The 21,532-nt window shown below is 44.0% G+C and carries 23 protein-coding genes; 13 read left to right on the top strand and 10 right to left on the bottom strand.

The genetic code is table 11. The features are described from left to right. Positions 1-4: 4 nt before the first annotated feature. Positions 5-886, bottom strand: coding sequence for a DUF58 domain-containing protein (locus ACFGVR_RS17550; RefSeq protein ID WP_448698664.1), 882 nt, complete (start codon positions 884-886; stop codon positions 5-7). A gap of 215 nt (positions 887-1,101) precedes the next feature. Further along, positions 1,102-2,151 (bottom strand): AAA family ATPase, encoded by a 1,050-nt coding sequence (locus ACFGVR_RS17545; RefSeq protein ID WP_448698662.1) that lies wholly within the window; start codon positions 2,149-2,151, stop codon positions 1,102-1,104. A 339-nt stretch (positions 2,152-2,490) separates the two neighbouring features. On the opposite strand from ACFGVR_RS17545, the gene ACFGVR_RS17540 reads away from it, so the two are divergent. Further along, positions 2,491-2,883 (top strand): hypothetical protein, encoded by a 393-nt coding sequence (locus ACFGVR_RS17540; RefSeq protein ID WP_448698661.1) that lies wholly within the window; start codon positions 2,491-2,493, stop codon positions 2,881-2,883. Between the two features lie 287 nt (positions 2,884-3,170). Here ACFGVR_RS17540 and ACFGVR_RS17535 read toward each other — a convergent pair whose 3' ends face one another. Further along, a complete protein-coding gene (locus tag ACFGVR_RS17535; protein ID WP_448698660.1) occupies positions 3,171-3,503 on the bottom strand; it encodes a hypothetical protein in 333 nt (110 codons plus the stop codon). A 160-nt stretch (positions 3,504-3,663) separates the two neighbouring features. Further along, positions 3,664-3,867, bottom strand: coding sequence for a hypothetical protein (locus ACFGVR_RS17530; RefSeq protein WP_448698658.1), 204 nt, complete (start codon positions 3,865-3,867; stop codon positions 3,664-3,666). 230 nt (positions 3,868-4,097) lie between these two features. Here ACFGVR_RS17530 and ACFGVR_RS17525 point away from each other — a divergent pair, with 230 nt between their 5' ends. Both ACFGVR_RS17525 and ACFGVR_RS17520 read left to right on the top strand, forming a co-directional pair. After that, positions 4,098-4,556: a hypothetical protein gene (locus ACFGVR_RS17525; protein ID WP_448698657.1), complete on the top strand. Its 459-nt coding sequence runs from the start codon at positions 4,098-4,100 to the stop codon at positions 4,554-4,556. 76 nt (positions 4,557-4,632) lie between these two features. After that, positions 4,633-5,160 carry a collagen-like triple helix repeat-containing protein gene (locus tag ACFGVR_RS17520; protein WP_448698656.1) on the top strand — a complete coding sequence of 176 codons (528 nt, stop codon included), beginning with the start codon at positions 4,633-4,635 and terminating at the stop codon, positions 5,158-5,160. Between the two features lie 63 nt (positions 5,161-5,223). Here the strand turns inward: ACFGVR_RS17520 and ACFGVR_RS17515 are convergent, their stop codons facing one another. Beyond that, positions 5,224-5,763, bottom strand: a complete 540-nt coding sequence (locus ACFGVR_RS17515) for an ester cyclase (protein WP_448698655.1) — start codon at positions 5,761-5,763, stop codon at positions 5,224-5,226. A 123-nt stretch (positions 5,764-5,886) separates the two neighbouring features. Next, positions 5,887-6,498 carry a hypothetical protein gene (locus tag ACFGVR_RS17510; RefSeq protein ID WP_448698654.1) on the bottom strand — a complete coding sequence of 204 codons (612 nt, stop codon included), beginning with the start codon at positions 6,496-6,498 and terminating at the stop codon, positions 5,887-5,889. Positions 6,499-6,744: 246 nt separating this feature from the next. Between ACFGVR_RS17510 and ACFGVR_RS17505 the strand changes: the two genes are divergently transcribed. Together ACFGVR_RS17505 and ACFGVR_RS17500 are read left to right on the top strand one after the other, a co-directional pair. Continuing rightward, positions 6,745-7,188 carry an SRPBCC family protein gene (locus ACFGVR_RS17505; protein WP_448698652.1) on the top strand — a complete coding sequence of 148 codons (444 nt, stop codon included), beginning with the start codon at positions 6,745-6,747 and terminating at the stop codon, positions 7,186-7,188. Then, positions 7,175-7,507: an ArsR/SmtB family transcription factor gene (locus ACFGVR_RS17500; protein ID WP_448698650.1), complete on the top strand. Its 333-nt coding sequence runs from the start codon at positions 7,175-7,177 to the stop codon at positions 7,505-7,507. The genes ACFGVR_RS17505 and ACFGVR_RS17500 overlap by 14 nt, the downstream gene beginning before the upstream one ends. Positions 7,508-7,532: 25 nt before the next feature. Here the strand turns inward: ACFGVR_RS17500 and ACFGVR_RS17495 are convergent, their stop codons facing one another. Beyond that, positions 7,533-8,048 (bottom strand): ester cyclase, encoded by a 516-nt coding sequence (locus tag ACFGVR_RS17495; protein ID WP_448698649.1) that lies wholly within the window; start codon positions 8,046-8,048, stop codon positions 7,533-7,535. Between the two features lie 165 nt (positions 8,049-8,213). Between ACFGVR_RS17495 and ACFGVR_RS17490 the strand changes: the two genes are divergently transcribed. Genes ACFGVR_RS17490 through ACFGVR_RS17480 form a run of 3 tightly spaced genes read left to right on the top strand, consistent with a single transcriptional unit; the run spans position 8,214 to position 10,620 of the window. Beyond that, complete coding sequence (locus ACFGVR_RS17490; RefSeq protein ID WP_448698648.1) at positions 8,214-8,963, top strand: DUF1223 domain-containing protein; 750 nt, start codon at positions 8,214-8,216, stop codon at positions 8,961-8,963. A 6-nt stretch (positions 8,964-8,969) separates the two neighbouring features. Then, positions 8,970-9,677 carry a cytochrome b/b6 domain-containing protein gene (locus ACFGVR_RS17485; protein ID WP_448698646.1) on the top strand — a complete coding sequence of 236 codons (708 nt, stop codon included), beginning with the start codon at positions 8,970-8,972 and terminating at the stop codon, positions 9,675-9,677. Next, positions 9,661-10,620, top strand: a complete 960-nt coding sequence (locus tag ACFGVR_RS17480; RefSeq protein WP_448698645.1) for a molybdopterin-dependent oxidoreductase — start codon at positions 9,661-9,663, stop codon at positions 10,618-10,620. The genes ACFGVR_RS17485 and ACFGVR_RS17480 overlap by 17 nt, the downstream gene beginning before the upstream one ends. Here ACFGVR_RS17480 and ACFGVR_RS17475 read toward each other — a convergent pair. The 3 genes from ACFGVR_RS17475 to gltB all read right to left on the bottom strand — a co-directional run bounded on the left by ACFGVR_RS17475 (position 10,615) and on the right by gltB (position 17,308). Then, positions 10,615-11,193, bottom strand: coding sequence for a redoxin domain-containing protein (locus tag ACFGVR_RS17475; protein ID WP_448698644.1), 579 nt, complete (start codon positions 11,191-11,193; stop codon positions 10,615-10,617). The genes ACFGVR_RS17480 and ACFGVR_RS17475 overlap by 6 nt on opposite strands. A 101-nt stretch (positions 11,194-11,294) precedes the next feature. Then, complete coding sequence (locus ACFGVR_RS17470) at positions 11,295-12,773, bottom strand: glutamate synthase subunit beta (RefSeq protein WP_448698643.1); 1,479 nt, start codon at positions 12,771-12,773, stop codon at positions 11,295-11,297. 8 nt (positions 12,774-12,781) lie between these two features. Next, positions 12,782-17,308, bottom strand: coding sequence for a glutamate synthase large subunit (gene gltB / locus ACFGVR_RS17465; protein ID WP_448698642.1), 4,527 nt, complete (start codon positions 17,306-17,308; stop codon positions 12,782-12,784). A 279-nt stretch (positions 17,309-17,587) separates the two neighbouring features. Between gltB and ACFGVR_RS17460 the strand changes: the two genes are divergently transcribed. The 5 genes from ACFGVR_RS17460 to ACFGVR_RS17440 all read left to right on the top strand — a co-directional run bounded on the left by ACFGVR_RS17460 (position 17,588) and on the right by ACFGVR_RS17440 (position 21,502). Next, on the top strand, positions 17,588-18,220 hold the full coding sequence (locus ACFGVR_RS17460; protein ID WP_448698641.1) for an NADPH-dependent F420 reductase: 633 nt from the start codon (positions 17,588-17,590) through the stop codon (positions 18,218-18,220). A gap of 58 nt (positions 18,221-18,278) precedes the next feature. Continuing rightward, positions 18,279-19,286: a hypothetical protein gene (locus ACFGVR_RS17455; RefSeq protein WP_448698640.1), complete on the top strand. Its 1,008-nt coding sequence runs from the start codon at positions 18,279-18,281 to the stop codon at positions 19,284-19,286. 60 nt (positions 19,287-19,346) lie between these two features. Continuing rightward, complete coding sequence (gene modA / locus ACFGVR_RS17450; RefSeq protein WP_448698639.1) at positions 19,347-20,096, top strand: molybdate ABC transporter substrate-binding protein; 750 nt, start codon at positions 19,347-19,349, stop codon at positions 20,094-20,096. A gap of 120 nt (positions 20,097-20,216) precedes the next feature. Next, complete coding sequence (modB, locus tag ACFGVR_RS17445; RefSeq protein WP_448698638.1) at positions 20,217-20,888, top strand: molybdate ABC transporter permease subunit; 672 nt, start codon at positions 20,217-20,219, stop codon at positions 20,886-20,888. Next, positions 20,885-21,502, top strand: coding sequence for an ATP-binding cassette domain-containing protein (locus ACFGVR_RS17440; protein ID WP_448698637.1), 618 nt, complete (start codon positions 20,885-20,887; stop codon positions 21,500-21,502). The genes modB and ACFGVR_RS17440 overlap by 4 nt, the downstream gene beginning before the upstream one ends. Positions 21,503-21,532: the final 30 nt, after the last annotated feature.

Here is a 21,532-nt window from a genome sequence, read left to right as displayed (position 1 = left end):
GTTATCAACGCCTGCCTTCCCTCTTTTTAAATAGTGTCATTAAAGGTTTAACATACGATTCGTGTGTGCCTACATCGGCCATATCAACGCCGCTGCGGCGGAAGGCATCCTGCAACAAAGCGTTCCTTTTGATCGCTTCGGTTTTGAATGCCAGGCGCACCTCCTTATCACTGGTGTTTACCCATTGCAGCAAGCCGGTTTCTTCGTCCCTTACGGGGATGAGGCCCAGATCGGGAAATTCTTCTTCGTGCTTATCGTACAGGCGCAGGGCGATGATATCGTGCTTTTTGTTGGCTATCTTCAGCTCATCGCTAAACGCGGGACTGATAAAATCGGAAATGATAAATGCCGTGCTGCGTTTTTTAATAACGCGGGTAAAGTATTTTAACGCTTCGGCGACGTTGGTGCCCTTGTTTTCGGGTTTGAAGTCGATCAGCTCGCGGATGATCATCAGGATATGGCTCCTGCCCTTTTTGGGTGGGATAAACTTTTCGATCTTATCGCTGAAAAAGATAACGCCTACCTTGTCGTTGTTCTGGATCGCCGAAAAGGCCAAAACCGCGCATAGTTCGGCAGCAAGGTCCTGCTTTTGCTGATTGATGGTGCCAAAATTTTCGGACCCGCTCACATCCATGATGAGCATTACCGTTAGCTCACGCTCTTCATCAAAAACCTTTACGTATGGATGGTTAAAACGGGCGGTAACGTTCCAGTCGATCGTGCGGATCTCATCGCCAAGCTGGTACTCGCGCACCTCGCTAAAAGCCATACCACGGCCCTTAAATGCCGAATGGTATTCGCCCGAAAAAATGTGATTGCTCAACCCGCGGGTTTTGATCTCAATCTTTCGTACTTTTTTTAACAGCTCTTTGGTGTCTTTGGCCATTTGTTAGTTTTCTCTATATGGGTTGTCATGGTGAGCTTGTCGAACCATAGCGGGCAGGCCTCCGCGCACCTTCCTTCGACAAGCTCAGGATGACACCCTGCGCTTTATTGTTTTCGTTGTCATTTCGGACAATGCGGCACCTTTCTATCGCAGACTGTCCGCCTGGTAAAGATTTCTCGTCGCTGTCGCTCGCTCGAAATGACAACTTTTATTTTTTACGGGACTTCAACAGCATTTAGTATCCCGGTTACAATATCCTCTTGTGTAATATTCTCGGCTTCGGCTTCGTAGCTCAGGCCGATGCGGTGGCGCAATACATCGTGGCAAACGGCACGTACATCTTCGGGGATTACATAGCCACGGCGTTTGATGAATGCGTAGGCCTTTGCAGCCAGCGCCAGGTTAATACTTGCCCGTGGCGAAGCGCCGTAGCTGATGAGGTTTTTATAATCGGCCAGTTTATACTGCTCCGGGAAACGGGTGGCGAAAACGATATCGATAATGTATTGCTCAATCTTTTCGTCCATGTATACCTCGCGAACCACTTTGCGGGCCTTAATGATATCCTCGGGTTTGATAACCGCGTTGGGTTTTAACATGCCTGCCGGCGATATATTGGAACGGATAATGCGCTTTTCGTCCTCTTTGCTTGGGTAGCCGATCACTACTTTGAGCATAAACCTGTCTACCTGTGCTTCGGGCAGCGGGTAGGTTCCCTCCTGCTCGATGGGGTTTTGCGTGGCCAGTACCAAAAACGGCGATGGCAGCGGGAAGGTGTTATCGCCGATGGTTACCTGGCGCTCCTGCATGGCCTCTAACAGCGCGCTTTGCACTTTGGCGGGCGCACGGTTGATCTCATCGGCCAGGATAAAGTTGCTGAACAACGGTCCCTTGCGAACGATGAATTCTTCTTTCTTTTGATTATAGATCATGGTACCCAGTAAATCGGCGGGCAGCAGGTCGGGTGTGAACTGGATGCGGCTAAAATCGGCCTGGATGCATTTGGCGAGGGTATTGATGGCTAAGGTTTTTGCCAGGCCGGGTACACCTTCGAGCAAAATGTGGCCGTCGGCCAGTAAACCAATTAAAAGGCGTTCAACCATATATTTCTGACCGACGATCACCTTATCCATCTCCATTTTAAGCAGATCGATAAACTCGCTTTCGCGCTGGATCATCTCGTTAAGCGCGCGGATATCCGTTGAATACGAAACCGGCGCCGGGGCAGCCTGCTGAGCGTATGTACTGTTGCTATTTTCTTCCATATCTTTTAGTTTGTTTGGATGAAAAGAACAAGGATCAAGGAATAAGGACGTCTATGTCTTTGCTCCTTGATCTTTGCTCCTTTGTCTCTTCAATTTATTTCGGTGGGCAAATTTAAGGTACCGTAATTTTTACACAAGCGATATGTTAAAGTAATTTGTTAAATAATGTTAAATGAGCAGAGCGCTTAGCGCGGAGGGCAGAGCGTAGGGTGAGATTTTTAGTTACGGACCACAAGCGGGACGCTTGCGGTAGCGGGGGGTAATTCTTTTTATAATACATTATGGTTCAACTTTTTACTTATTTTTTCATTAAATTGCAGAAAACTACACTATTCAAACATGGAACATAAAGCACCTAATTATCAAACAGACAATTTTCAGTACTTAGATCCTGATCGAGTTAAGTATACCGCTTATTCAAAAGGATATTACGAGTATTCAGGACGCACATCGTTTTGGTTTGAATTTATAGATAATACTGGAACTAAGAAAGCAATTAGTGATGTAGTTGAATATTTGAATATGGATGGTAGCAGATGGCTATTTTATATAACAATGAATGGCAATGGTGACTTATGTTTACACAACTGTATTTGGATTGAGGAGTCGCATAATTACTTTTTTCAACACGATGGGCCAGATTTTGGTGTGATTAATTGGGATGGGAAACCAGTAAACATGTCTTTGGCTGGAGCATGGAACTCAATACCAATCTTTTGGAGAGAATTTTAGCTATCCATCTGCTTTTCATTGGAGAGATTTCTGGCACTAACATATCTAATTACACCAGATAGAGTTAAGGGCTTTGTAAAGTATCTTTACTGGTTGCTTTACTGGCATGTGTTTTTACGTTATTGGTGGGGATGGAGGGTTTCCCCGCTATCCGAAGTCTCCGACTTCGGATGACTATGCATGTAGTCTAAGACTACAAACATAATGGTTCGAAGTCAGGAGACTTCGAACAGCAGAGAATTGTAGCTCTGAATTGCAGACTACTATCCTCCCAAATCATTTTAACCTTACAGCCTGCTGAGCATATAATAATTTTCGCTTATCTCGGTTACCATGATCCTGCGGGTATTGTCGTATTGTAAAACCTCCGCTGCAATTCGATTGATCTTATCTATACTCCAATCGCAGGTAATGTAAGTTGGTTTCCTGTTAACCGTGTTCATCATTTTACTCCATAGGTCGTCAACTTGCCTTTCGTCTTCTGATTTGAACACCATCAGCCTTTTGAAATTGATCACTTCGCCACCGGTTGTGTAAATACAAATTTCGTTATCACTGTTTAGTATCGCACTATCGATGGTTTTGCCGGTAATGGCTGCTAAAAAGTCGTCTGTCTTCATGATGCAATCTACGCTTTAATATGTGTAAACTGTTATCTATCAGAAATCGCCCGCAATAACGCGGGAAGAATAGCATGGTGAAGGTTTACCTTGCCACAAAAAAGCGTATGGCTATGTGCCACCCGCTTTAGCTTATATAAAGCCTGATTACTTTTTCTTTTTAGGCGCAACCGGTGGCGGTACGCCTAACTGCGAAAAGAAGGTGGCGGTTGATTGTATGCTGAGGTGCGAGGTAATTGTGCCAAAAGCTATACCCTACCGAATGCGCATCGGCCTGCGAGCCGCCCGGATAGCGCAGCATGGCTATTCCCAGCAGTAAAACGCCGGTTACTATCCCCAATAAAATTATGTTCCGCCTGAACATTAGATTTTGGATTTAGATACAAGATAAGTATTTCTGTTTTACTACCTTAAATTAGACCAGTGTTGATATTTCAACAGTATTACATTATCCAAAGTCGCCGGTTTCGAACAGCGATGGTATCAGAAACGATCGGTGTTTTTTACATATACCGTAAAAACACCTTGTAAAACACCGTAAAAACAACTGCTCAGCCAGCATTATTGTGCTGTAGTTTTACAAAAAAAAACAACATGAAAACACAAATTTTAGCCGTATCAGTATGCATTATATTGATCGTGTCGTTGGTTGGTTGTTGGTGGGATACCTCATCTAACCCAACTCCAAGCTGTACTGCCCAGGCATCATCAGAGCTAACATCTATTAATGTTTTTGATGGCACTATTGGTTCGATGTATTACGGCTCGGCAATCGCAAATTTTAAATTTTCGCAAGTCTCGCAATTATATCCAAACAATTGCAGCGTAAATACCTATGGGGCTACGAGTTTAAAAATCACCAATACGATATCTAAGACTGTATCATTCAGTTATCGCGTAACCGCAACAATCGGTATTGTGAGCTGGCAATATCAGGATGCTGCAACAGTGTCACCTAACAGCACAATAGATGTAGGTGTGATTAATTCAAACGTGCAAAGACTTAATATTGGTACAACTGTTATTCAACTAACCAATATAACATATAGGTAATGTTTAAATGTTTTAAACATTACCTATATTAAATTAAACACTATTAACAAACCGTTAAATTAAAAAACTTCAAATTATGCAGCCAACAAAAATTGCCCAAAGTATAAACTGTAGGTTGATATTGTTATTGCTATTTGTCACAGTAGGTTTCACGTCCTGTCAAAAGGGCGAACCAGGCCCAACTGGCGCTACCGGAGCCCAAGGGGCTACCGGAGCTCAAGGCGCACCCGGTACATTAAATACTCAATCTTTTATTTATACTGCCACTTTAAACGATTGGTATTCCTTATCGGCAACTTCAACCAGCAGTGCCGCATGGCTTTACAGCATTCAAATTCCGGCATTGACTACATCAATACTCAGCAATGGTATAATACTCGTCTATTTATATACGCCAAGCAGTAGTATTGAAACATTACTCCCATTTACCTTGAGTGGAGTAGATTTTCATTATATAAGTGGGGTACTAACACCGGCAAACAGCGGTGTTCCCAGTACAACCGGGGCAATACAAATCACTGTTTCAAAATTAGGTCCTTACTTAACGGTAAACCCCTCAAGCACAGCTGCAATTTATTTTAAAGTGGTTTTAATTTCCCCTTAATAACTCTCAATTAGTATTAATATTAAAATGCAGTATCCTTATTTAACCGAGTTTATAAATACCCTATTTTTTAGGCGGAGCAGGTGGCGGAGGTGGTGCTACGCCTAACTGCGAAAAGAAGGTGGCGGTTGATTGTATGCTGCGGTGCGAGGTCATTTTACCGTCTTTATCAAAAGTAAAGATATCGGCATCGTCGTATTTAAAGCTTTTGCCGGTGGGTTTCATACCCATCATCGCGTTTTTAAAGGTGCCGGTAACTGTGCTGGTTACGATTGCGCTGTCGCCATGGGCAAAGGCTGTGAGGTTGCTTATTTTGTAGTCGGGAAAGGCGGCAAAAAACATATTAAGCATAGTTTTGATAGAATCGCGGTTTTTCATCGGCTTATCTTCGCCGTTGCCGTAATCTGTAAAATCGGCAGCGCAGACTGCAAATAGCGAGTCGATCTTTTTGTCGCCAAAATCCTGTACGGACTTAAGGGCGGTAACGCGGTTTTTTTCTGCTTTAATCGCGGTGCTATCGCCGCCTACAGTTAATGTTGCTTTGCTGTTACAGGCTGCTAAAAAGCCGGTGACCACAGCGAGTCCAATGATGATTTTTTTCATGTTATTTGGTTTTTTGGTTTATACTAAGGTATTGAATTATTATATTATTATTTGCATAAATGGCTATTTATGAGTAAATTGTATAAGAAGGATGTAAGAATCAAGAAAGAAATCAGGCCATACTCAACTAATTCCCTCAAAATCTTTCTTCGCTGTAAAATACTCCAGGCACAAAACCCAGGCGATATCGCTAATTGCACTTAGCTTTTGAATGATGGGCAATATATCCAAACGGGTGCGTGTAAAATACATATAAACACTGCCATAAAAAAGCACTAACAGGACAACCGAAAATACTTTAAACAAGTGCAGCCGGGCCTTGAAGATAAATACGGTGATATAAAAACAAGCGATGAGGGCCAGCGTACTCAGGATGGGGATCAGGGTATCGTGCAGCGGGGTAACAGTAAAAAAAGCACAAATAACGGACGCTACACCGCAATACCTGATCACTGTTGATGCGCCTCTGTTTTCAATATTTTTGGAGAATTTGATAAAGAAATAACCGAAGCTTAGCGCAAGGAAAAGCATGCCTGCCGAAGCCCAGGGCCGCGCCAGGTTATCGGCACCATTGATAGCTTTCGGACTGAACAGGTTGCTCAGGAAATTGTGCCAAAAGCTATACCCTACCGAATGCGGATCGGCTTGCGAACCGCCAGGGTAATTGAGCATAGCGATAGCCAGCAGCAATAGCCCGACAAGTACACCGGTTAAAACGAAATGTTTTTTGATCAAGGCGGTTAGGTTTTACACTACAAGGTAGTGATTTATGATGATGGTAAAAAATGGCTACCATTGTCAATTCTCATAAGTGGGTTTTTGATTAAAGCATCGAAAAATTTCTTACAATTTCCCCCACTGGCACACCAGTGATTGAAGGATTGAATTTTGAGTGATTGAATGAGAAAAAAATATTTTTAAAAATAACGCGTAATTAAAAAGTTACTCATTACATTTGCGTAATTAAAAAGTTACGCATTTATGAAAAGAAACATCAAACACACCTGGTACCTGGCCCACCCTACCGAACGGGTTTGGCACTACATCAGCACCAGCGAACTGATTGCGCAATGGCTGATGGAGAATAACTTTAAGCCGGAGGTTGGTCATGATTTCCAGTTTAAAACCAGGCCCATGCCCGGTTTTGATGGCAACGTTTACTGTAAGGTGCTCGAGGTTATCCCGCAGCAGCGGCTAAGTTACAGCTGGAAAGGCGGACCAAAACCGGGCGAGATATCGTTAGACTCGGTAGTGATATGGACGCTTACCCCGCAAGGCGATGGCACCCAACTGGTACTGGAGCATAACGGTTTTGACGGCTTTAAAAACCTAATGGCGTACATGGCCATGAATATGGGCTGGAACAGCAAGATCAGGAAGAGACTGGAGGCAATGTTAAACGATAATAGCCATGCAACAGCTTAATACAGACGCCTTCCATGCGCTGGGCGACCCTAACCGGCGCCAGATGCTGACGCTGCTTTCGGGCGAAAGCCTGAGCATTAATGCCCTTGCTCAAAATTTTGACATGAGCAGGCCGGCAGTATCCAAGCATGTAAAGATGCTGCAGCTGGCCGGCTTTATTACCATTGAGGATATTGGCCGGGAGCGGTATTGCCAGCTTAACCAGGAAGGCTTTATTGGTGTACAGCAATGGATAAACCACTTTGACAGCTTTTGGAAACAAAAGGTTGGCCGTTTGGAGCAGCTGCTCGACGCGGAAACGGATAGTAAAAACGGATAGTTGTTGCTTTCGCGGAAAGCAACAACTATCTCACATCCGATTCCATATTCAGCTGGGCGAAAAACAGCGCTTTATCCTGCATACTGCGGTGTGCCTTTATTTTGCCCGAACCGTTGAAGATAAAAATATCGGCATCATCAAACCTGAATAAGCGGGTGCGCTGTGCATTTTTGAAGGTGCCGCCCCAGGTAGCAGTTACCACAACGCTATCGCCATGGGCAAAGGCATTGATGTTTTCGGCCTTGAGATCGGGGAATGTAGCCACATATTCTTTAATATCGGCTTTAATGCTGTCGATGTTGTTTTTGGGCTCTTCGGTACCTGAGCCGTAATCAACAAAATCGGGCGCCAGGGCAACAAACATACTGTCCAGATTTTTATTGCTTAAGCTGTTTACCACCTGTAATGCTGTTAGTCTGTTAAGCTCTGTGTTGTTTTGGGTACTGTCTTTACCGGCAGGTAAGGTTATTTTGCCACTTTTACCATTACACGCAGCTAAAAACACCGCAGCTGAAGCGACATATAAAACAAGTTTTTTCATGTATCAATGTTTATTGTAGCGAATGTAATCAATATTATGACTCATTTCCGATCGCTAATTTACATATCTGCACATTCATAAAATTATCTCTAATTTTATTGTAAGGTAATTACGTATATATCGACAAATAGTTAATTATAAAACTTTTAACTTATCCATACCGTAATGAAGATCAACAAAATAATTATACCCGCGCTGTTGCTTATCGCGATGACATTTGCTGCATTCGCTTTTAAAAGCAATAAACCAGCCTTTAATAATGGCTTTGTGCTGATAGAGCTGTTTACCAGCGAAGGTTGCTCAAGCTGCCCTCCGGCCGATGAACTGGTGGCTAATATCCAAAAGGAAGACAAAGACAAACCGGTTTACATTTTAGCCTACCATGTGGATTACTGGAACCACCTGGGCTGGAAAGACCCGTTTAGCAGCGCGGCATATTCGGCACGCCAGCGTCAGTATGCGCAATGGCTCCCGGCCGAAGTATATACCCCGCAAATTGTGGTAAATGGCAAAAAAGAATTTGTAGGCTCGGAAGAAGGCACGCTGCGCAATGCTATCCAAAGTGGTTTGCAAAAAACGGATAACAGCGGCTTAACCTTAAGCAATACACATATTGAGCACGAGCAGCTAAACCTGCAGTACCAAACCAAAGGCGGCAACATCTTAATGATAGCCTTTGTACAAAAAACAGCCACAACGCAAGTAAAACACGGCGAAAACGGCGGCAAAACGTTATCGCACATCAATATCGTAAAGGCTTTAAATACCATTGCTTTACATCAGCCAAACGGCAACGCTGCTGTACGCCTGCCCGAAGGTTACAGCCAGCAAACCTGGGATATTATCGCCTTTACGCAAAACACCCGTACCGGCGAAGTAGTATCAGCACAACGAATAACCATACCTGGCGTTTAAACATCCATGAAAAAGATAATTGAAAAACATTCGCTGGCCATGCGCTGGTTTCACTGGGTAAATTTCCCGGTGTTAACCATTATGATATGGAGCGGCATGCTCATTTACTGGGGTAATGATGTGTATACGCTGAGCATTGGCGGGCATGTGTTGTTTAAATTCTTCCCCGAGGGATTTTATAAGTTCTTTCATTTTAAAAGCCGGTTAGCCGAAGGTATGGCCTTCCACTTTTTTATGATGTGGTTCTTTTTTTTGAACGGTTTTCTGTATGTGATCTACACCTTGATCTCCGGCGAATGGCGCGACCTGGTACCCGAAAAAAAATCATTTAAAGAAGCCTGGCTGGTGTTGTTGCACGATCTGCATATCCGCAAAAGTGCACCTCCGCAAGGCAAATACAACGCCGCGCAACGTATAGCCTACTCGTCCATCATTGTGATGGGTTTTGGTTCGATAGCTACCGGGCTTGCTATTTATAAGCCTGTGCAGTTTAACTGGTTATGCTTGCTGTGCGGCGGCTATCATGCAGCCCGCATCATCCACTTTATACTTACGCTGGGTTATGTATTCTTTTTCCTGATCCATATTTTGCAGGTAATACTGGCTGGCTGGCGCAATTTCCAGTCGGTTGTTACCGGATTTGAAGTAGTAACGGAAGATAAACAAATAGCACCCGCCACAGATATTAAAACAGAAGATGGACAAGCCAAATAAACCTAAAAAGCAAACAAAGGCACAGAAGGTGGTGAAGCCTGCTTCTGCGCCAATTGAACCTGAAAAGATAATTGATCCGGTTGCAGAACAGCCGGCCGTTGAACCGGTTGCAGAACAGCCCACAAAAGTGGAAGAAACTGCTGAACAAGCTAAACCGGTAGGTAAAACTATCAGGGAGTTAGAGTATGATGCATTACTTGATAAGCAAATTAAACGGCGCAGCTTTATTGCCTTTGGTACTTTTACGGTATTGGGCATTGCGGCTTATGGCGGGTGGCGATGGTTATTGAAATCGCCGTTAGAGACCAAAGGATTGACGGCAGGCGCGCATGCCCCTTTGCGCAGGGCGCTCAACAAAAATGAGTTATTTTTTAGGAAGGTATTTTACAACGAAAAGCACCTGGTACGCACCTACCCTAAAGAAATGGCTGCCAAAAATGTGCGGGTAAACAGCGATGAGGGCCTAAAAACCAGGTTCGACCCGGCAGCATGGGTATTGCAGGTAACCAAAAGATCGGGCGAGGTTTTAAAGATCACACTGGACGAGATACGCGCCTTACCTAAGACCGAAATTGTGTTTGATTTTAAATGTGTGGAAGGCTGGGACCAGATATCGCATTGGGGGGGCTTAAAATTTAGCGATTTTGTGGAGCATTTTAACCTGCACGACGAAGCTAAGCTACAATACTGTGGCATGGAAACACCCGACAAACAATACTACGTTGGCCTGGATATGCCCAGCGTAATGCATCCGCAAACTTTATTAGCTTACGAGGTTAACGATCAGTTGCTTCCGCTAAATCACGGTGCACCGTTAAGGTTGATCATCCCGGTGAAGTATGGCATTAAAAATTTGAAACGCATAGGCACCATATCCTTTAGTGATCAGCGCCCTCGTGATTACTGGGCCGAATTGGGTTACGATTATTATTCGGGTTTATAAAGCGGCGACGATCTGCTGCACACTTGCGCGATGCTTGTAGTTGGGATCGAAGAATACGTTTTTGATCTTGAGCTTTTTATCGATGATAAATGTAGCCGGCACAGGCAAAACATGATCATTATTGCCGTTGTTAACGTCCATGTCTATCCTGTATTTTTTCATCAGGGCCAAAGTTGCATCATCAACCGTAAGGTTAACGCCAAAAGCCTTCATAATTTTGTATTGGATATCGTGAATGATGGAGAACGAAGCGCCTGTTTTTGAGATGGTGGTAATAACACCCAGATCAGTTTCGGGTGTAACGGCTATAACCCTCGCTCCTTTGCCTGTTATCAGGTTTAACGAATCTTGTATGTTTTTAACTTGCTTAATGCAATATGTATCCCACTGCCCGCGATAAAAGAACACAACCAGTGTGTTATGGTCCTTTAACAACGATTTAAGGTTCAGCTTTTTATCGTTATTATCCACACCCGAAAATTGCGGGGCTTTATCCCCTGCTTTTAACGGCGTTTGCGACCATACGTTATAGAAAACAGAAATCGCCAGCAGCGTAAAGATGCACTTTCTCATTAGTTAAGTTTAACGAAAATTGGGTGCATAAAGTTTTAAAAACAAAACGGGATAACAAAAATAATTGTTACCCCGTTTAATTATATAAGGCTTGGTTTAGTTTAAAACACCTGCTCAAACATATTAATGGCATCCTTGCTTTCCAAAGCCGAATGCCCTGTTAAAAACTCATCTACTTTGCGTGCGCATTCGCGTCCTTCGGATATTGCCCATACCACCAGCGACTGGCCGCGGCGCATATCACCTGCTGTAAACACCTTGCCTACATTGGTGCGGTAAACGCCTTCGCGGGCCTTTACGTTTTTGCGCTCATCAAGGTCGACACCCAATTGCTCCAGCATGCCATTAAACTGCGGGTTTAAAAAACCCATAGCTAAAAACACAGCCTGACAAGGTATTTCGCGCTCCGATCCTTCAACCTCAACAGGTTTTATCGGGCGGTTCATTACGTCCAGTTCCCAGGTAACATCAACTACCTTTAAGGCACGCAGGTTGCCATCAGCATCACCTAAAAACTCTTTGGTGCTTACTCCCCAATGGCGGTCGGCACCTTCCTCGTGACTGCTGGTAACTTTTAACAGCATAGGGTAAGTTGGCCAAGGCATATGCTGGGTACGTTGCTCAGGCGGTTTGCCCATTACCTCAAACTGTGTAACAGATTTTGCGCCCTGGCGGTTTGATGTGCCTACACAGTCACTGCCGGTATCACCACCACCAATAACCACCACATCTTTGCCAGTAGCTAAAATATCTTCGGCTTTAACCTCGATGTTGCTTACGCGTTTATTTTGCTGTTTCAAAAAGTCCATGGCAAAGTAAATGCCTTTCAGCTCCCTTCCGGGGATAGGCAAATTACGCGGGATGGTTGATCCACCGGCTAAAACTACGGCATCGTTATTACGAATCAAATCTTCAGGGTTGATATCTTTACCTACTTCGGTATTGCATTTAAATACTACACCGTCATCTTCCATTACCTTAACGCGGCGCTCAACAACCCATTTCTCTAGTTTAAAGTCGGGGATGCCGTAACGTAATAACCCACCCGGCATATCGTCGCGCTCGTAAACGGTTACGGTATGTCCGGCTTTAGCCAATTGGGCGGCAGCAGCTAAACCTGCCGGGCCAGAGCCTACAACAGCAACTGTTTTACCGCTTTTAATTAACGGAGCGGTTTTCTTTACCAGGTTTTTTGAGTACGCTATTTCGATAATGTGTTTCTCGATCTCTTCGATAGCTACCGGCGGTTTATTGATACCTAATACGCATGCCGATTCGCATGGTGCGGGGCAGATACGACCTGTAAACTCAGGGAAGTTATTGGTTGATGACAAAATGGTATACGCCTCTTCCCAATCTTTACGATACACAGCATCGTTAAACTCGGGAATGATGTTACCCAGCGGACAGCCCGAATGACAAAACGGAACACCGCAGTTCATGCAGCGGGCCGATTGCTCGTTCAGCTTTTCTTCCGAATACGGGTTAACAAATTCCTTATAATTACTAACACGCTCTTTTGGCGATATTTTGGACGGAAGCTCTCTTCCAAACTCTTTAAATCCAGTTGGTTTGCCCATTATTATACTTAGCTGATTGTTTGATATTGTGCCTGTTGCAAAACTTTTTTGTATTCGCGTGGGAATACTTTAACAAATTTAAGCAGTGCTTCTTCCCAGTTTTCTAACAGGGATTTGGCAACTGTACTGCCTGTAATTTGAATATGCTTGCGCAGCAATGTAACTATCTGTTCTTTATCTTTTGCTGATAGCGGATCAAGATCTACCATCTCGGTGTTGCAGTTTTCGGTAAATTTATCTTCCGGATCATAAACCCAGGCAATACCACCACTCATACCTGCAGCAAAGTTGCGGCCCGTAGCACCTAATATCAGCGCACGGCCTCCGGTCATGTACTCGCAACCATGGTCGCCAACACCTTCAACAACGGCGGTAGCACCCGAGTTACGCACGGCAAAACGCTCGCCGGCCATACCGCGGATAAATACCTCGCCCGATGTAGCGCCGTAAAGAGCCACGTTACCGATGATGATATTCTCCTCAGGCGTAAAAGTAGCATCCTTTGAAGGATAAATGGCCAGTTGCGCACCCGATAAGCCTTTACCTACGTAGTCATTCGCTTCGCCTTCCAGCTCAAAAGATAAACCTTTGGTTGAGAAAGCGCCGAAGCTTTGACCGGCCGAACCGGTAAACTTGTAGTTGATGGTATTTTCAGGTAGTCCGGCTGAGCCGTATTTTTTCGATATCTCGTTTGATAACAGGGTGCCGATGGTACGATCGGTGTTCTTCACATCGAATGCGCCGAATACCGGGCTTTGATCTTCCAACGCAGGTTTTGCCTGTTCTAAAAGCTTCCAGTCCAATATCTCGTCCATACCATGATCCTGCTTTTCGCTGTTGTACAGCGTTAAACCTTTAGCATTGTATACCGGGTGTAATATGCTCGACAGGTCGATCTTTTTAACTTTCCAGTGTTTGATACCTTCTTTTACTTTCAGGAATTGAACGCGGCCCACCATTTCGTTGATGGTGCGGAAGCCTAACTCAGCCATGATCTCGCGCATCTCTTCTGCCAAAAAGCGGAACAGGTTAACAATGTGCTCAGGCTTGCCGCTAAACAGCTTGCGCAGTTCTTCGTCCTGGGTAGCAACACCTACAGGGCAGGTATTTAAATGGCATTTACGCATCATGATACAGCCACCTGCAACCAGGGCTGCTGTAGCTACGCCCCACTCTTCGGCACCCATTAAACAGGCAATTGCCAAATCGCGGCCGGTTTTCATTTGTCCGTCGGCCTGTAATACCACACGGCTGCGTAATTTATTGCGTACCAGTGTCTGGTGGGCTTCGGCTAAACCTAACTCCCATGGTAAGCCGGCGTGTTTAACCGAGCTTATCGGCGATGCACCAGTACCACCATCATAACCAGCTATCAGGATCACATCAGCGTGAGCCTTGGCAACACCTGCGGCAATAGTTCCTACACCGGCTTTTGATACCAGCTTAACGTTGATACGTGCGGCGCGGTTAGCATTCTTTAAATCGAATATCAATTGCGCCAAATCCTCAATAGAATAAATATCATGGTGCGGCGGCGGCGAAATTAAGCCTACGCCCGGTGTAGCGTGACGCGTTTTAGCGATCCAGTCGTCAACCTTATGGCCGGGTAACTGCCCGCCTTCGCCCGGTTTAGCACCTTGCGCCATTTTGATCTGTAACTCATCGGCGTTAGTGAGATAGTTTGATGTTACACCGAACCTTGCCGAAGCGATCTGTTTGATAGCCGAACGCATTGAATCGCCGTTTTCTAACGGGATATAACGCATTTCGTCTTCACCACCTTCACCGGTATTACTTTTTGCACCAATGCGGTTCATGGCGATAGCTAAAGTACTGTGCGCTTCGTGCGAGATAGAGCCGAAAGACATGGCACCTGTAGCAAAACGTTTCATGATAGCTTCTGCCGGTTCAACCTCATCTATCGAGATAGCTTCGCGGTGATGGGCAAAATCAAGCATGCCACGAATGGTGAAGTGCTTATCAGTCTGATCGTTGATCAGTTTAGCGTAGTTTTTATAAATATTGTAATCGTTGGTGCGTGTTGCATGTTGCAGCAAATGGATGGTTTGCGGATTGAACAAGTGAACTTCTCCCCTGCGTTTCCATTGATAAATACCACCTTCGGGCAGTAAATGATTGCTGTTTTTGTTTTCGCCGAAACCTATGCGGTGTTTGCATAAAGCTTCGCGGGCAATCTCATCCATACCTAAACCACCTATGCGGGTAACGGCTCCGGTAAAGCAATGGTCAACAACATCGCTGTTTAAACCCAGTATTTCAAATACCTGCGAGCCATGGTACGATTGCAGGGTTGAGATACCCATTTTACTGAAGATCTTTAACAAGCCATCGCTAACAGCTTTAACATAGTTTTTCTGTAAGGCTTTTTGATCCAGGCTGGCATCTAATTTACCTTCGGCTTTCAGGGTATCGATAGTAGCTAATGCCAGGTATGGGTTGATAGCGGTTGCACCAAATGCCAGCAAGCAGGCAAAATGATGTACTTCCCAAATGTCGCCGGCTTCAACAACCAAACCTACCGAACCACGCAGGCCTTTTTTGATGAGGTGGTGATGTACGGCAGAAACGGCCATTAACGATGGTATTGGCGCGTGCTCAGAGTCAACCGCGCGATCCTGGAGGATCAATACTTCAAAACCGTCTTCAACAGCATCTTCGGCGTAGCGGCAAAGCCTGGCTATGCCTTTAGCAAGCGAGCCCGGCTGGCCATCGGCCTTAAAGTATGTTTGCAGTGTTTTAGCGTGGAACAGGCCGGTATCAATACTACGCAGTTTTTCTAATTCGTAGTTGGTTAATATCGGTTGTTTTAAGGTTACGCAATGGCAATGCATTTTATCCTCATCCAATAAATTGCCGTTGTTACCTATAAAAGTAGCCAAACTCATTACCAAACGCTCGCGGATAGGATCTATCGGCGGGTTGGTAACCTGGGCAAAAAACTGTTTAAAGTAGCTTGATAAGTGTTGCGGCTTGTCGGATAAGATAGCCAAAGGCACATCGGTACCCATCGAACCAACCGGCTCTTTACCATCAAGCGCCATCGGCATAATAATGGTTTCGATATCCTCGCGCGAGTAACCGAATACCTGCTGGTAACGGAACACCGAATCGGCCGAAAGGCTCGAGAACGACAAACGCGGTTCGGCCAGTTCTTCTAACCTGATCTTATAGTTTTCCAGCCAGCGGCCATAAGGCTGGCGCGAGCTGATCTTTCTTTTGATCTCATCGTCAGAGATGATCTTACCTTGTTCGGTATCGATCAAAAACATTTTACCGGGCTGTAAACGACCTTTACGTACTACGTCGCCTTCGCCTAAAGTAGCCAATACGCCTGCTTCTGATGCGGCGATAACACGGTTATCTTTAGTGATCACGTAACGTAACGGGCGCAAACCATTCCTATCGAGCAAAGCGCCTATTAGTTTGCCATCGGTAAACGAAATAGCTGCCGGGCCATCCCATGGTTCCATTAAGGTGGCATGATATTCGTAAAATGCTTTTTTGATCGGATCCATCGCTTCGTTGCCATCCCATGCTTCGGGGATCAGCATCATCATTACGTGTGGTAATGAGCGGCCCGAATGCAGCAAAATCTCGATGATGTTATCCAGGCATGCCGAGTCGGATTGATTGTTATCAATAACCGGCAACAGCATCTCCATTTCTTCCTGGGTAAAGTAGGTAGAAACGTATGATTTTAAACCAGAGTAAAACCAGTTTAAATTTCCCGTAAGGGTATTGATCTCGCCGTTATGGGCGATCATGCGGAATGGCTGGGCCAACCGCCATGATGGGAAGGTGTTGGTTGAGAAACGCGAGTGGATCATGCCAAAGGCCGATTCCATACGCGGATCAGAAAGATCGTTAAAGTACTGGCGAACCTGGTACGTGGTTAGCTGGCCTTTAAAAACAATGGTTTTGCACGAAAAGGATGTGAAATAAAAATCAGCATCGGCATCCTTTATCGTTTCGTGAATGGTTTTAGTGATATAACGGCGCAATACATATAGTTTGCGTTCAAAGTCGTCGGCATTGGTAATGTGGTGCGGGCGGGCAATAAACAATTGCTCAACATCCGGTTCGGCAGCTTTGGCGGTTTCGCCGATTCCTGAGTTATTTACAGGCACCTTACGATAGCCCAAATTGATCAGCCCAAGTTTTTCAACAGCGCTTTTGATCATATTGCGGCAAGCTTTTTTAACTGTAGGATCTTTAGGGAAGAAGATCATGCCGACGCCATACTCACCCGGTTCGGGCAGGCTGATTTCGAGAGCGGCACATTCGTCCATAAAAAACTCGTGCGGCAGCTGGATCAAAATACCCGCGCCATCGCCCGTTAACGGATCGCAGCCGCAAGCCCCGCGATGCTCCATATTTTCTAAAATAGTTAAAGCATCTAAAATGATCTGGTTCGATTTTTGCCCGTTGATATGGGTTATAAAGCCGGTACCGCAGGAGTCGTGCTCAAATTCGGGCCTGTATAAACCCTGTTGGTTAGAATCAGTTTGTTCCATGTTTGTACAAAAAACATTATTAAAAGGTGTAATAACGAAGTTAGGGAATATGATGAAAATTATAAAATGTTTAACATTTTTTTCACATACTCAAATTTTAGACTGATATTTATTATAAAAATTGAAAAATTGATAATTAATTTAAACATCTGTTAACATTATCAAAAAAAAACTTTGTTTAAGCTTTTTTGTTAACTCAATATAAAGCCTATAATATCAATAGAATTTATACCAAATAAGCGAAAATTACCCTTTAGCAGAAACTTAACAGTATAATTTATGAAGATCGGAATTATAGGCGCAGGGAAAATCGGAGCCACAGCGGCTCAGCTATTTATCAAAGCCGGGCATTCCGTAGCTATCAGTAATTCGCGCGGACCAGAATCATTAATAGAATTGGTATCAAAACTTGGTGACAATGCCATCGCGTTAAGCAAAAACGACGCTGCAGCTTTTGGCGATGTTGTAGTTTTGGCTGCCCCCTGGAGCAAAACCGAAGCCCTGCCCAACCCTGAAGTTGTTAAAGATAAAATTGTGATAGATGCCATGAACCCCTACAAACCCGACGGCGGTTTATACGAACTTAACGGTTCGACCAGCAGCGAAGAAACGGCTAAAAAACTGCCCGGGGCAATTATAGTTAAAGCGTTTAACACCAAAAACTTTAAACACCTGGAGCAAGGCGGACGCAATGACCTGCCTTTGCAGGAACGTAAGGCAATTTTTATGGCCGGTGATAGTATTGAGGCCAAAGCCAAAATATCGCGTTTGATAGAAGAGATTGGCTTTGCAGCGATAGACACAGGCAATTTACATGATGGCGGAAAACTGCAGGAACCCGACAGCGTTGTTTATAATAAGGATATCAGTTGTGCAGAGGCACGGGAGATATTGAAAAAAATAAATAAATAGCTCATAAATAGATTAATACAAATCTGAATAGTATATTTGGGGTATAAACTAGAATCAAGTGCGCATTAAAATATTGCTGTTATTTTTAGCTTGTATTGTGTTTTTGTCAGCTTGTAAAAAAAGCGACAATGCTACTGTTGACAAAGACACTAATTCAAATAAAATTTTATTTATCGCTCAAGTTGACAATGGTCAATTTAACAACACTAATAACCTTCAAATATTCGTAGTAAATCCGGATGGTAGTGCGCTTACTCAATTGACCAATTTTACAGGGAAAATCACTGCAGATAACCAGGTATTAAGTGTGGCTTGGTCACCCGATCATAGTAAAATCACTTATAACAAAGAGTATAAAATTTATGTGATGGACGCAGATGGCAATAATGTAGTGAAACTAACGGATGATACTACAATATCGCTTTATGGCGAATTTTCACCTGATGGAAAAAAAATAGCATACCTGACTCAAATTAATATGCCGTCTCCTGGTGCGCCTAACATTTTTACTACACAAATAACGGTAATGGATGCTGCTACAGGTGCCAACAAAACACAGATTATCAACTTGCACACCTCAACTTATAATTATCTTGATGTTAATTTTTGTACTTGGTCGCCCGACGGCACCAAACTTTCTTTTATAGGCACAAGTCAAAATCTCAATTTTAGCCAGATCTCCACTGTTGATATTACAGGTACAATAGTAACACCAGTAGTCAGTTTCAATACTTACTCACCTCTTTGTCTTAAATATTCACCTGATGGATATTCTTTGATGTTTCAAAATTTTGGAACAACGTCTTCGAGTACTTACGGCGCCTATACAATGAGTTCGAATAATGGGACAAATTTAAAACTCCTATTTTCTAATCTTCCTACATACAAGCCTGGCTCCACACTAATTGGTTCCTCCAGTTATTCGCCAAATGGGACACAAATTGTGTCAGGCAGTTTTAAAGATAATCCAAATGGTGATTTATACATTGTAAATGCAGATGGTACTATAGCAAACAGAGTAACCAACAAAGGCTTTAGTCAAATTGGCAACACAGCCTGGCGCTAACGGCCTAAACCAAATTCCGATTTAATTGTTATATAACAAACAAGCTATTAAATTTCCCGAATGAAAAAGCTCTTATCGGTTGTTGCGTTATTATTTTGTACATTTTATATTCATGCCCAAACCCTACAGGTAGCCGTTGCAGCTAATTTACAATCGGTAATTAAAGTGTTGCAGGCGGATTTTAAAAAGCAAACGGGTATTGAGATACAACCTATCATCGGCTCATCGGGCAATTTAGTTAGTCAAATAAAAAACGGTGCGCCGTTTGATGTTTTTTTGTCGGCAGATATCAATTTCCCCGAAAACTTGTACAAGGCCGGTTTTAGTATGGATGAGCCGGTGGTTTATGCCTGGGGGAACCTGATCATCTGCAGCACGCAAAAAAACGATCTTAAAAACTGGCAGACTTTATTACTCAAACACAAAGCAAAAAAGATAGCCATCGCTAATCCTGCCATTGCGCCATACGGTAAAGCCGCCGAACAGGCACTGATCAAAACCGGTATTATGAATAGTGTGAAGCATAAACTGGTTTACGGCGAAAGTATTGCCCAGGTAAACACCTACATTACTACCGGCGTGGTAAACGTTGGTTTTACCAGCCAATCGTTTATTAAAGATGCCGACAAGAGCGCCAAACTTTACTGGGAGCCTGTTGATGCCAGTATGTATACTGCCATACAACAAGGCATGGTTATTTTAAAACACGGTAAGGACAGTAATTTTGACCGTGCCCAAAAGTTTTATAAATATATTTTATCTCCACCGGCAAAAGCTATATTTACCGAATATGGCTATCACGTACAATAAAACAAAAACAATTGGTATAAATGAAGGTTGTGGATGCCGCCTAACACAGCCCTACACCCCTCTCAAGAGGGGAATCGCACTGCCCCTGCTTTTTAATTACAATAAACTGCTTATCTGCTGATGGATTGGGCGCCTATATGGTTAACGCTCAAACTGGCCGTAATTACCACCGGTATTTTACTCGTTATTGGTTTGCCGATAGCTTACTGGCTATCTAAAGGACGTTCCATCATCAAAATAATCATCGAGGCAATTATCACTATGCCGCTGGTGTTGCCGCCATCGGTTTTAGGGTTTTATTTGCTGATCGCTTTCAGTCCGCAGCACGGGCTTGGGCTTTGGCTGCAGCAGCATTTCAATATCCAATTCGTGTTTTCTTTCCAGGGCCTGGTGCTGGCATCAGTTATTTACAGCATGCCATTTATGATAGGCCCTATCAAATCGGCACTACAGCAACTGCCTGTTTCACTATCGCAGGCATCATACACTTTGGGTAAAACAGAATTGCAGACCTTTGTTAAAGTACTGTTGCCCAATATGCGGGCATCGCTGTTAACAGCCGTTGTATTAACCTTTGCCCATACGCTGGGTGAATTTGGCGTGGTGCTGATGATAGGCGGAAATATCCCCAACGTAACCCGGGTAGCATCAATAGCTATTTATGATTCGGTTGAGAATATGGATTATGCAACTGCCAATGCCTACTCGTTAATACTGTTCGCCATTACTTTTGTTATTGTGATAGCGGTTTTTATTTTCAATAAACGCAGTGCCAAAATCCCGCTGGAATGATCAGAATCGATATTGAAAAAAAGATGCGGGCGTACGAAGGGTATCGCTTGTTAAAAGTACAGGCCGAAGTAACGCAAGGTAGTATTACCAGCGTTACGGGTCCATCCGGTTCGGGTAAAACCACGCTGCTAAAAATTATTGCCGGTTTAACTGATGCCGAAAAGGGTAAAATTACCGTGGATAACCAAACCTGGCTGGATACAGATAGCAAAACAAGTCTATCGCCACAGAAAAGAAAATGCGGTTTTGTGTTTCAGGGCTATGCGCTTTTCCCAAACATGACGGTTAAACAACACCTGGAATATGCCACAACTGATGTTGAGTGGATCACTGACCTGCTGCATTTTGCAAAATTGGAAACGTTGACCCAGCATAAACCCGAGTTTCTTTCGGGTGGGCAGCAACAGCGCCTGGCTATTATACGTGCGTTGGCTATTAAGCCCGGGGTGATGCTAATGGATGAGCCGTTTTCGGCGCTGGATATGGATATGAAGCAGGAAATGATACCGCAGCTTAAAGCTTTGCTTAAAAAAACAAACACAACCTGCCTGATCGTTACGCATAACCCGCAGGAGTTGGATGAGATTGCAACTGATTCGATCAGCATCAAATAAAAAAGGCTCCCAGGAATATCCGGAGAGCCT

This window comes from Mucilaginibacter aureus (genome assembly GCF_053514885.1).
The sequence above is the reverse complement of the archived record's forward strand: the minus strand, read 5'-3'. Positions and strand labels throughout refer to the sequence as shown.

Coding starts and splice junctions, on each gene's coding strand:
- ACFGVR_RS17460 (WP_448698641.1), top strand. CDS start 17,588: ATGAAGATCGGAATTATAGGCGCAGGGAAAATCGGAGCCACAGCGGCT.
- ACFGVR_RS17485 (WP_448698646.1), top strand. CDS start 8,970: ATGAAAAAGATAATTGAAAAACATTCGCTGGCCATGCGCTGGTTTCAC.
- ACFGVR_RS17535 (WP_448698660.1), bottom strand. CDS start 3,503: ATGAAGACAGACGACTTTTTAGCAGCCATTACCGGCAAAACCATCGAT.
- ACFGVR_RS17515 (WP_448698655.1), bottom strand. CDS start 5,763: ATGAAAAAAATCATCATTGGACTCGCTGTGGTCACCGGCTTTTTAGCA.
- ACFGVR_RS17545 (WP_448698662.1), bottom strand. CDS start 2,151: ATGGAAGAAAATAGCAACAGTACATACGCTCAGCAGGCTGCCCCGGCG.
- ACFGVR_RS17520 (WP_448698656.1), top strand. CDS start 4,633: ATGCAGCCAACAAAAATTGCCCAAAGTATAAACTGTAGGTTGATATTG.
- ACFGVR_RS17440 (WP_448698637.1), top strand. CDS start 20,885: ATGATCAGAATCGATATTGAAAAAAAGATGCGGGCGTACGAAGGGTAT.
- ACFGVR_RS17550 (WP_448698664.1), bottom strand. CDS start 886: ATGGCCAAAGACACCAAAGAGCTGTTAAAAAAAGTACGAAAGATTGAG.
- ACFGVR_RS17505 (WP_448698652.1), top strand. CDS start 6,745: ATGAAAAGAAACATCAAACACACCTGGTACCTGGCCCACCCTACCGAA.
- ACFGVR_RS17490 (WP_448698648.1), top strand. CDS start 8,214: ATGAAGATCAACAAAATAATTATACCCGCGCTGTTGCTTATCGCGATG.
- ACFGVR_RS17530 (WP_448698658.1), bottom strand. CDS start 3,867: ATGTTCAGGCGGAACATAATTTTATTGGGGATAGTAACCGGCGTTTTA.
- ACFGVR_RS17475 (WP_448698644.1), bottom strand. CDS start 11,193: ATGAGAAAGTGCATCTTTACGCTGCTGGCGATTTCTGTTTTCTATAAC.
- modB (WP_448698638.1), top strand. CDS start 20,217: ATGGATTGGGCGCCTATATGGTTAACGCTCAAACTGGCCGTAATTACC.
- ACFGVR_RS17525 (WP_448698657.1), top strand. CDS start 4,098: ATGAAAACACAAATTTTAGCCGTATCAGTATGCATTATATTGATCGTG.
- ACFGVR_RS17540 (WP_448698661.1), top strand. CDS start 2,491: ATGGAACATAAAGCACCTAATTATCAAACAGACAATTTTCAGTACTTA.
- ACFGVR_RS17495 (WP_448698649.1), bottom strand. CDS start 8,048: ATGAAAAAACTTGTTTTATATGTCGCTTCAGCTGCGGTGTTTTTAGCT.
- gltB (WP_448698642.1), bottom strand. CDS start 17,308: ATGGAACAAACTGATTCTAACCAACAGGGTTTATACAGGCCCGAATTT.
- ACFGVR_RS17480 (WP_448698645.1), top strand. CDS start 9,661: ATGGACAAGCCAAATAAACCTAAAAAGCAAACAAAGGCACAGAAGGTG.
- modA (WP_448698639.1), top strand. CDS start 19,347: ATGAAAAAGCTCTTATCGGTTGTTGCGTTATTATTTTGTACATTTTAT.
- ACFGVR_RS17470 (WP_448698643.1), bottom strand. CDS start 12,773: ATGGGCAAACCAACTGGATTTAAAGAGTTTGGAAGAGAGCTTCCGTCC.
- ACFGVR_RS17500 (WP_448698650.1), top strand. CDS start 7,175: ATGCAACAGCTTAATACAGACGCCTTCCATGCGCTGGGCGACCCTAAC.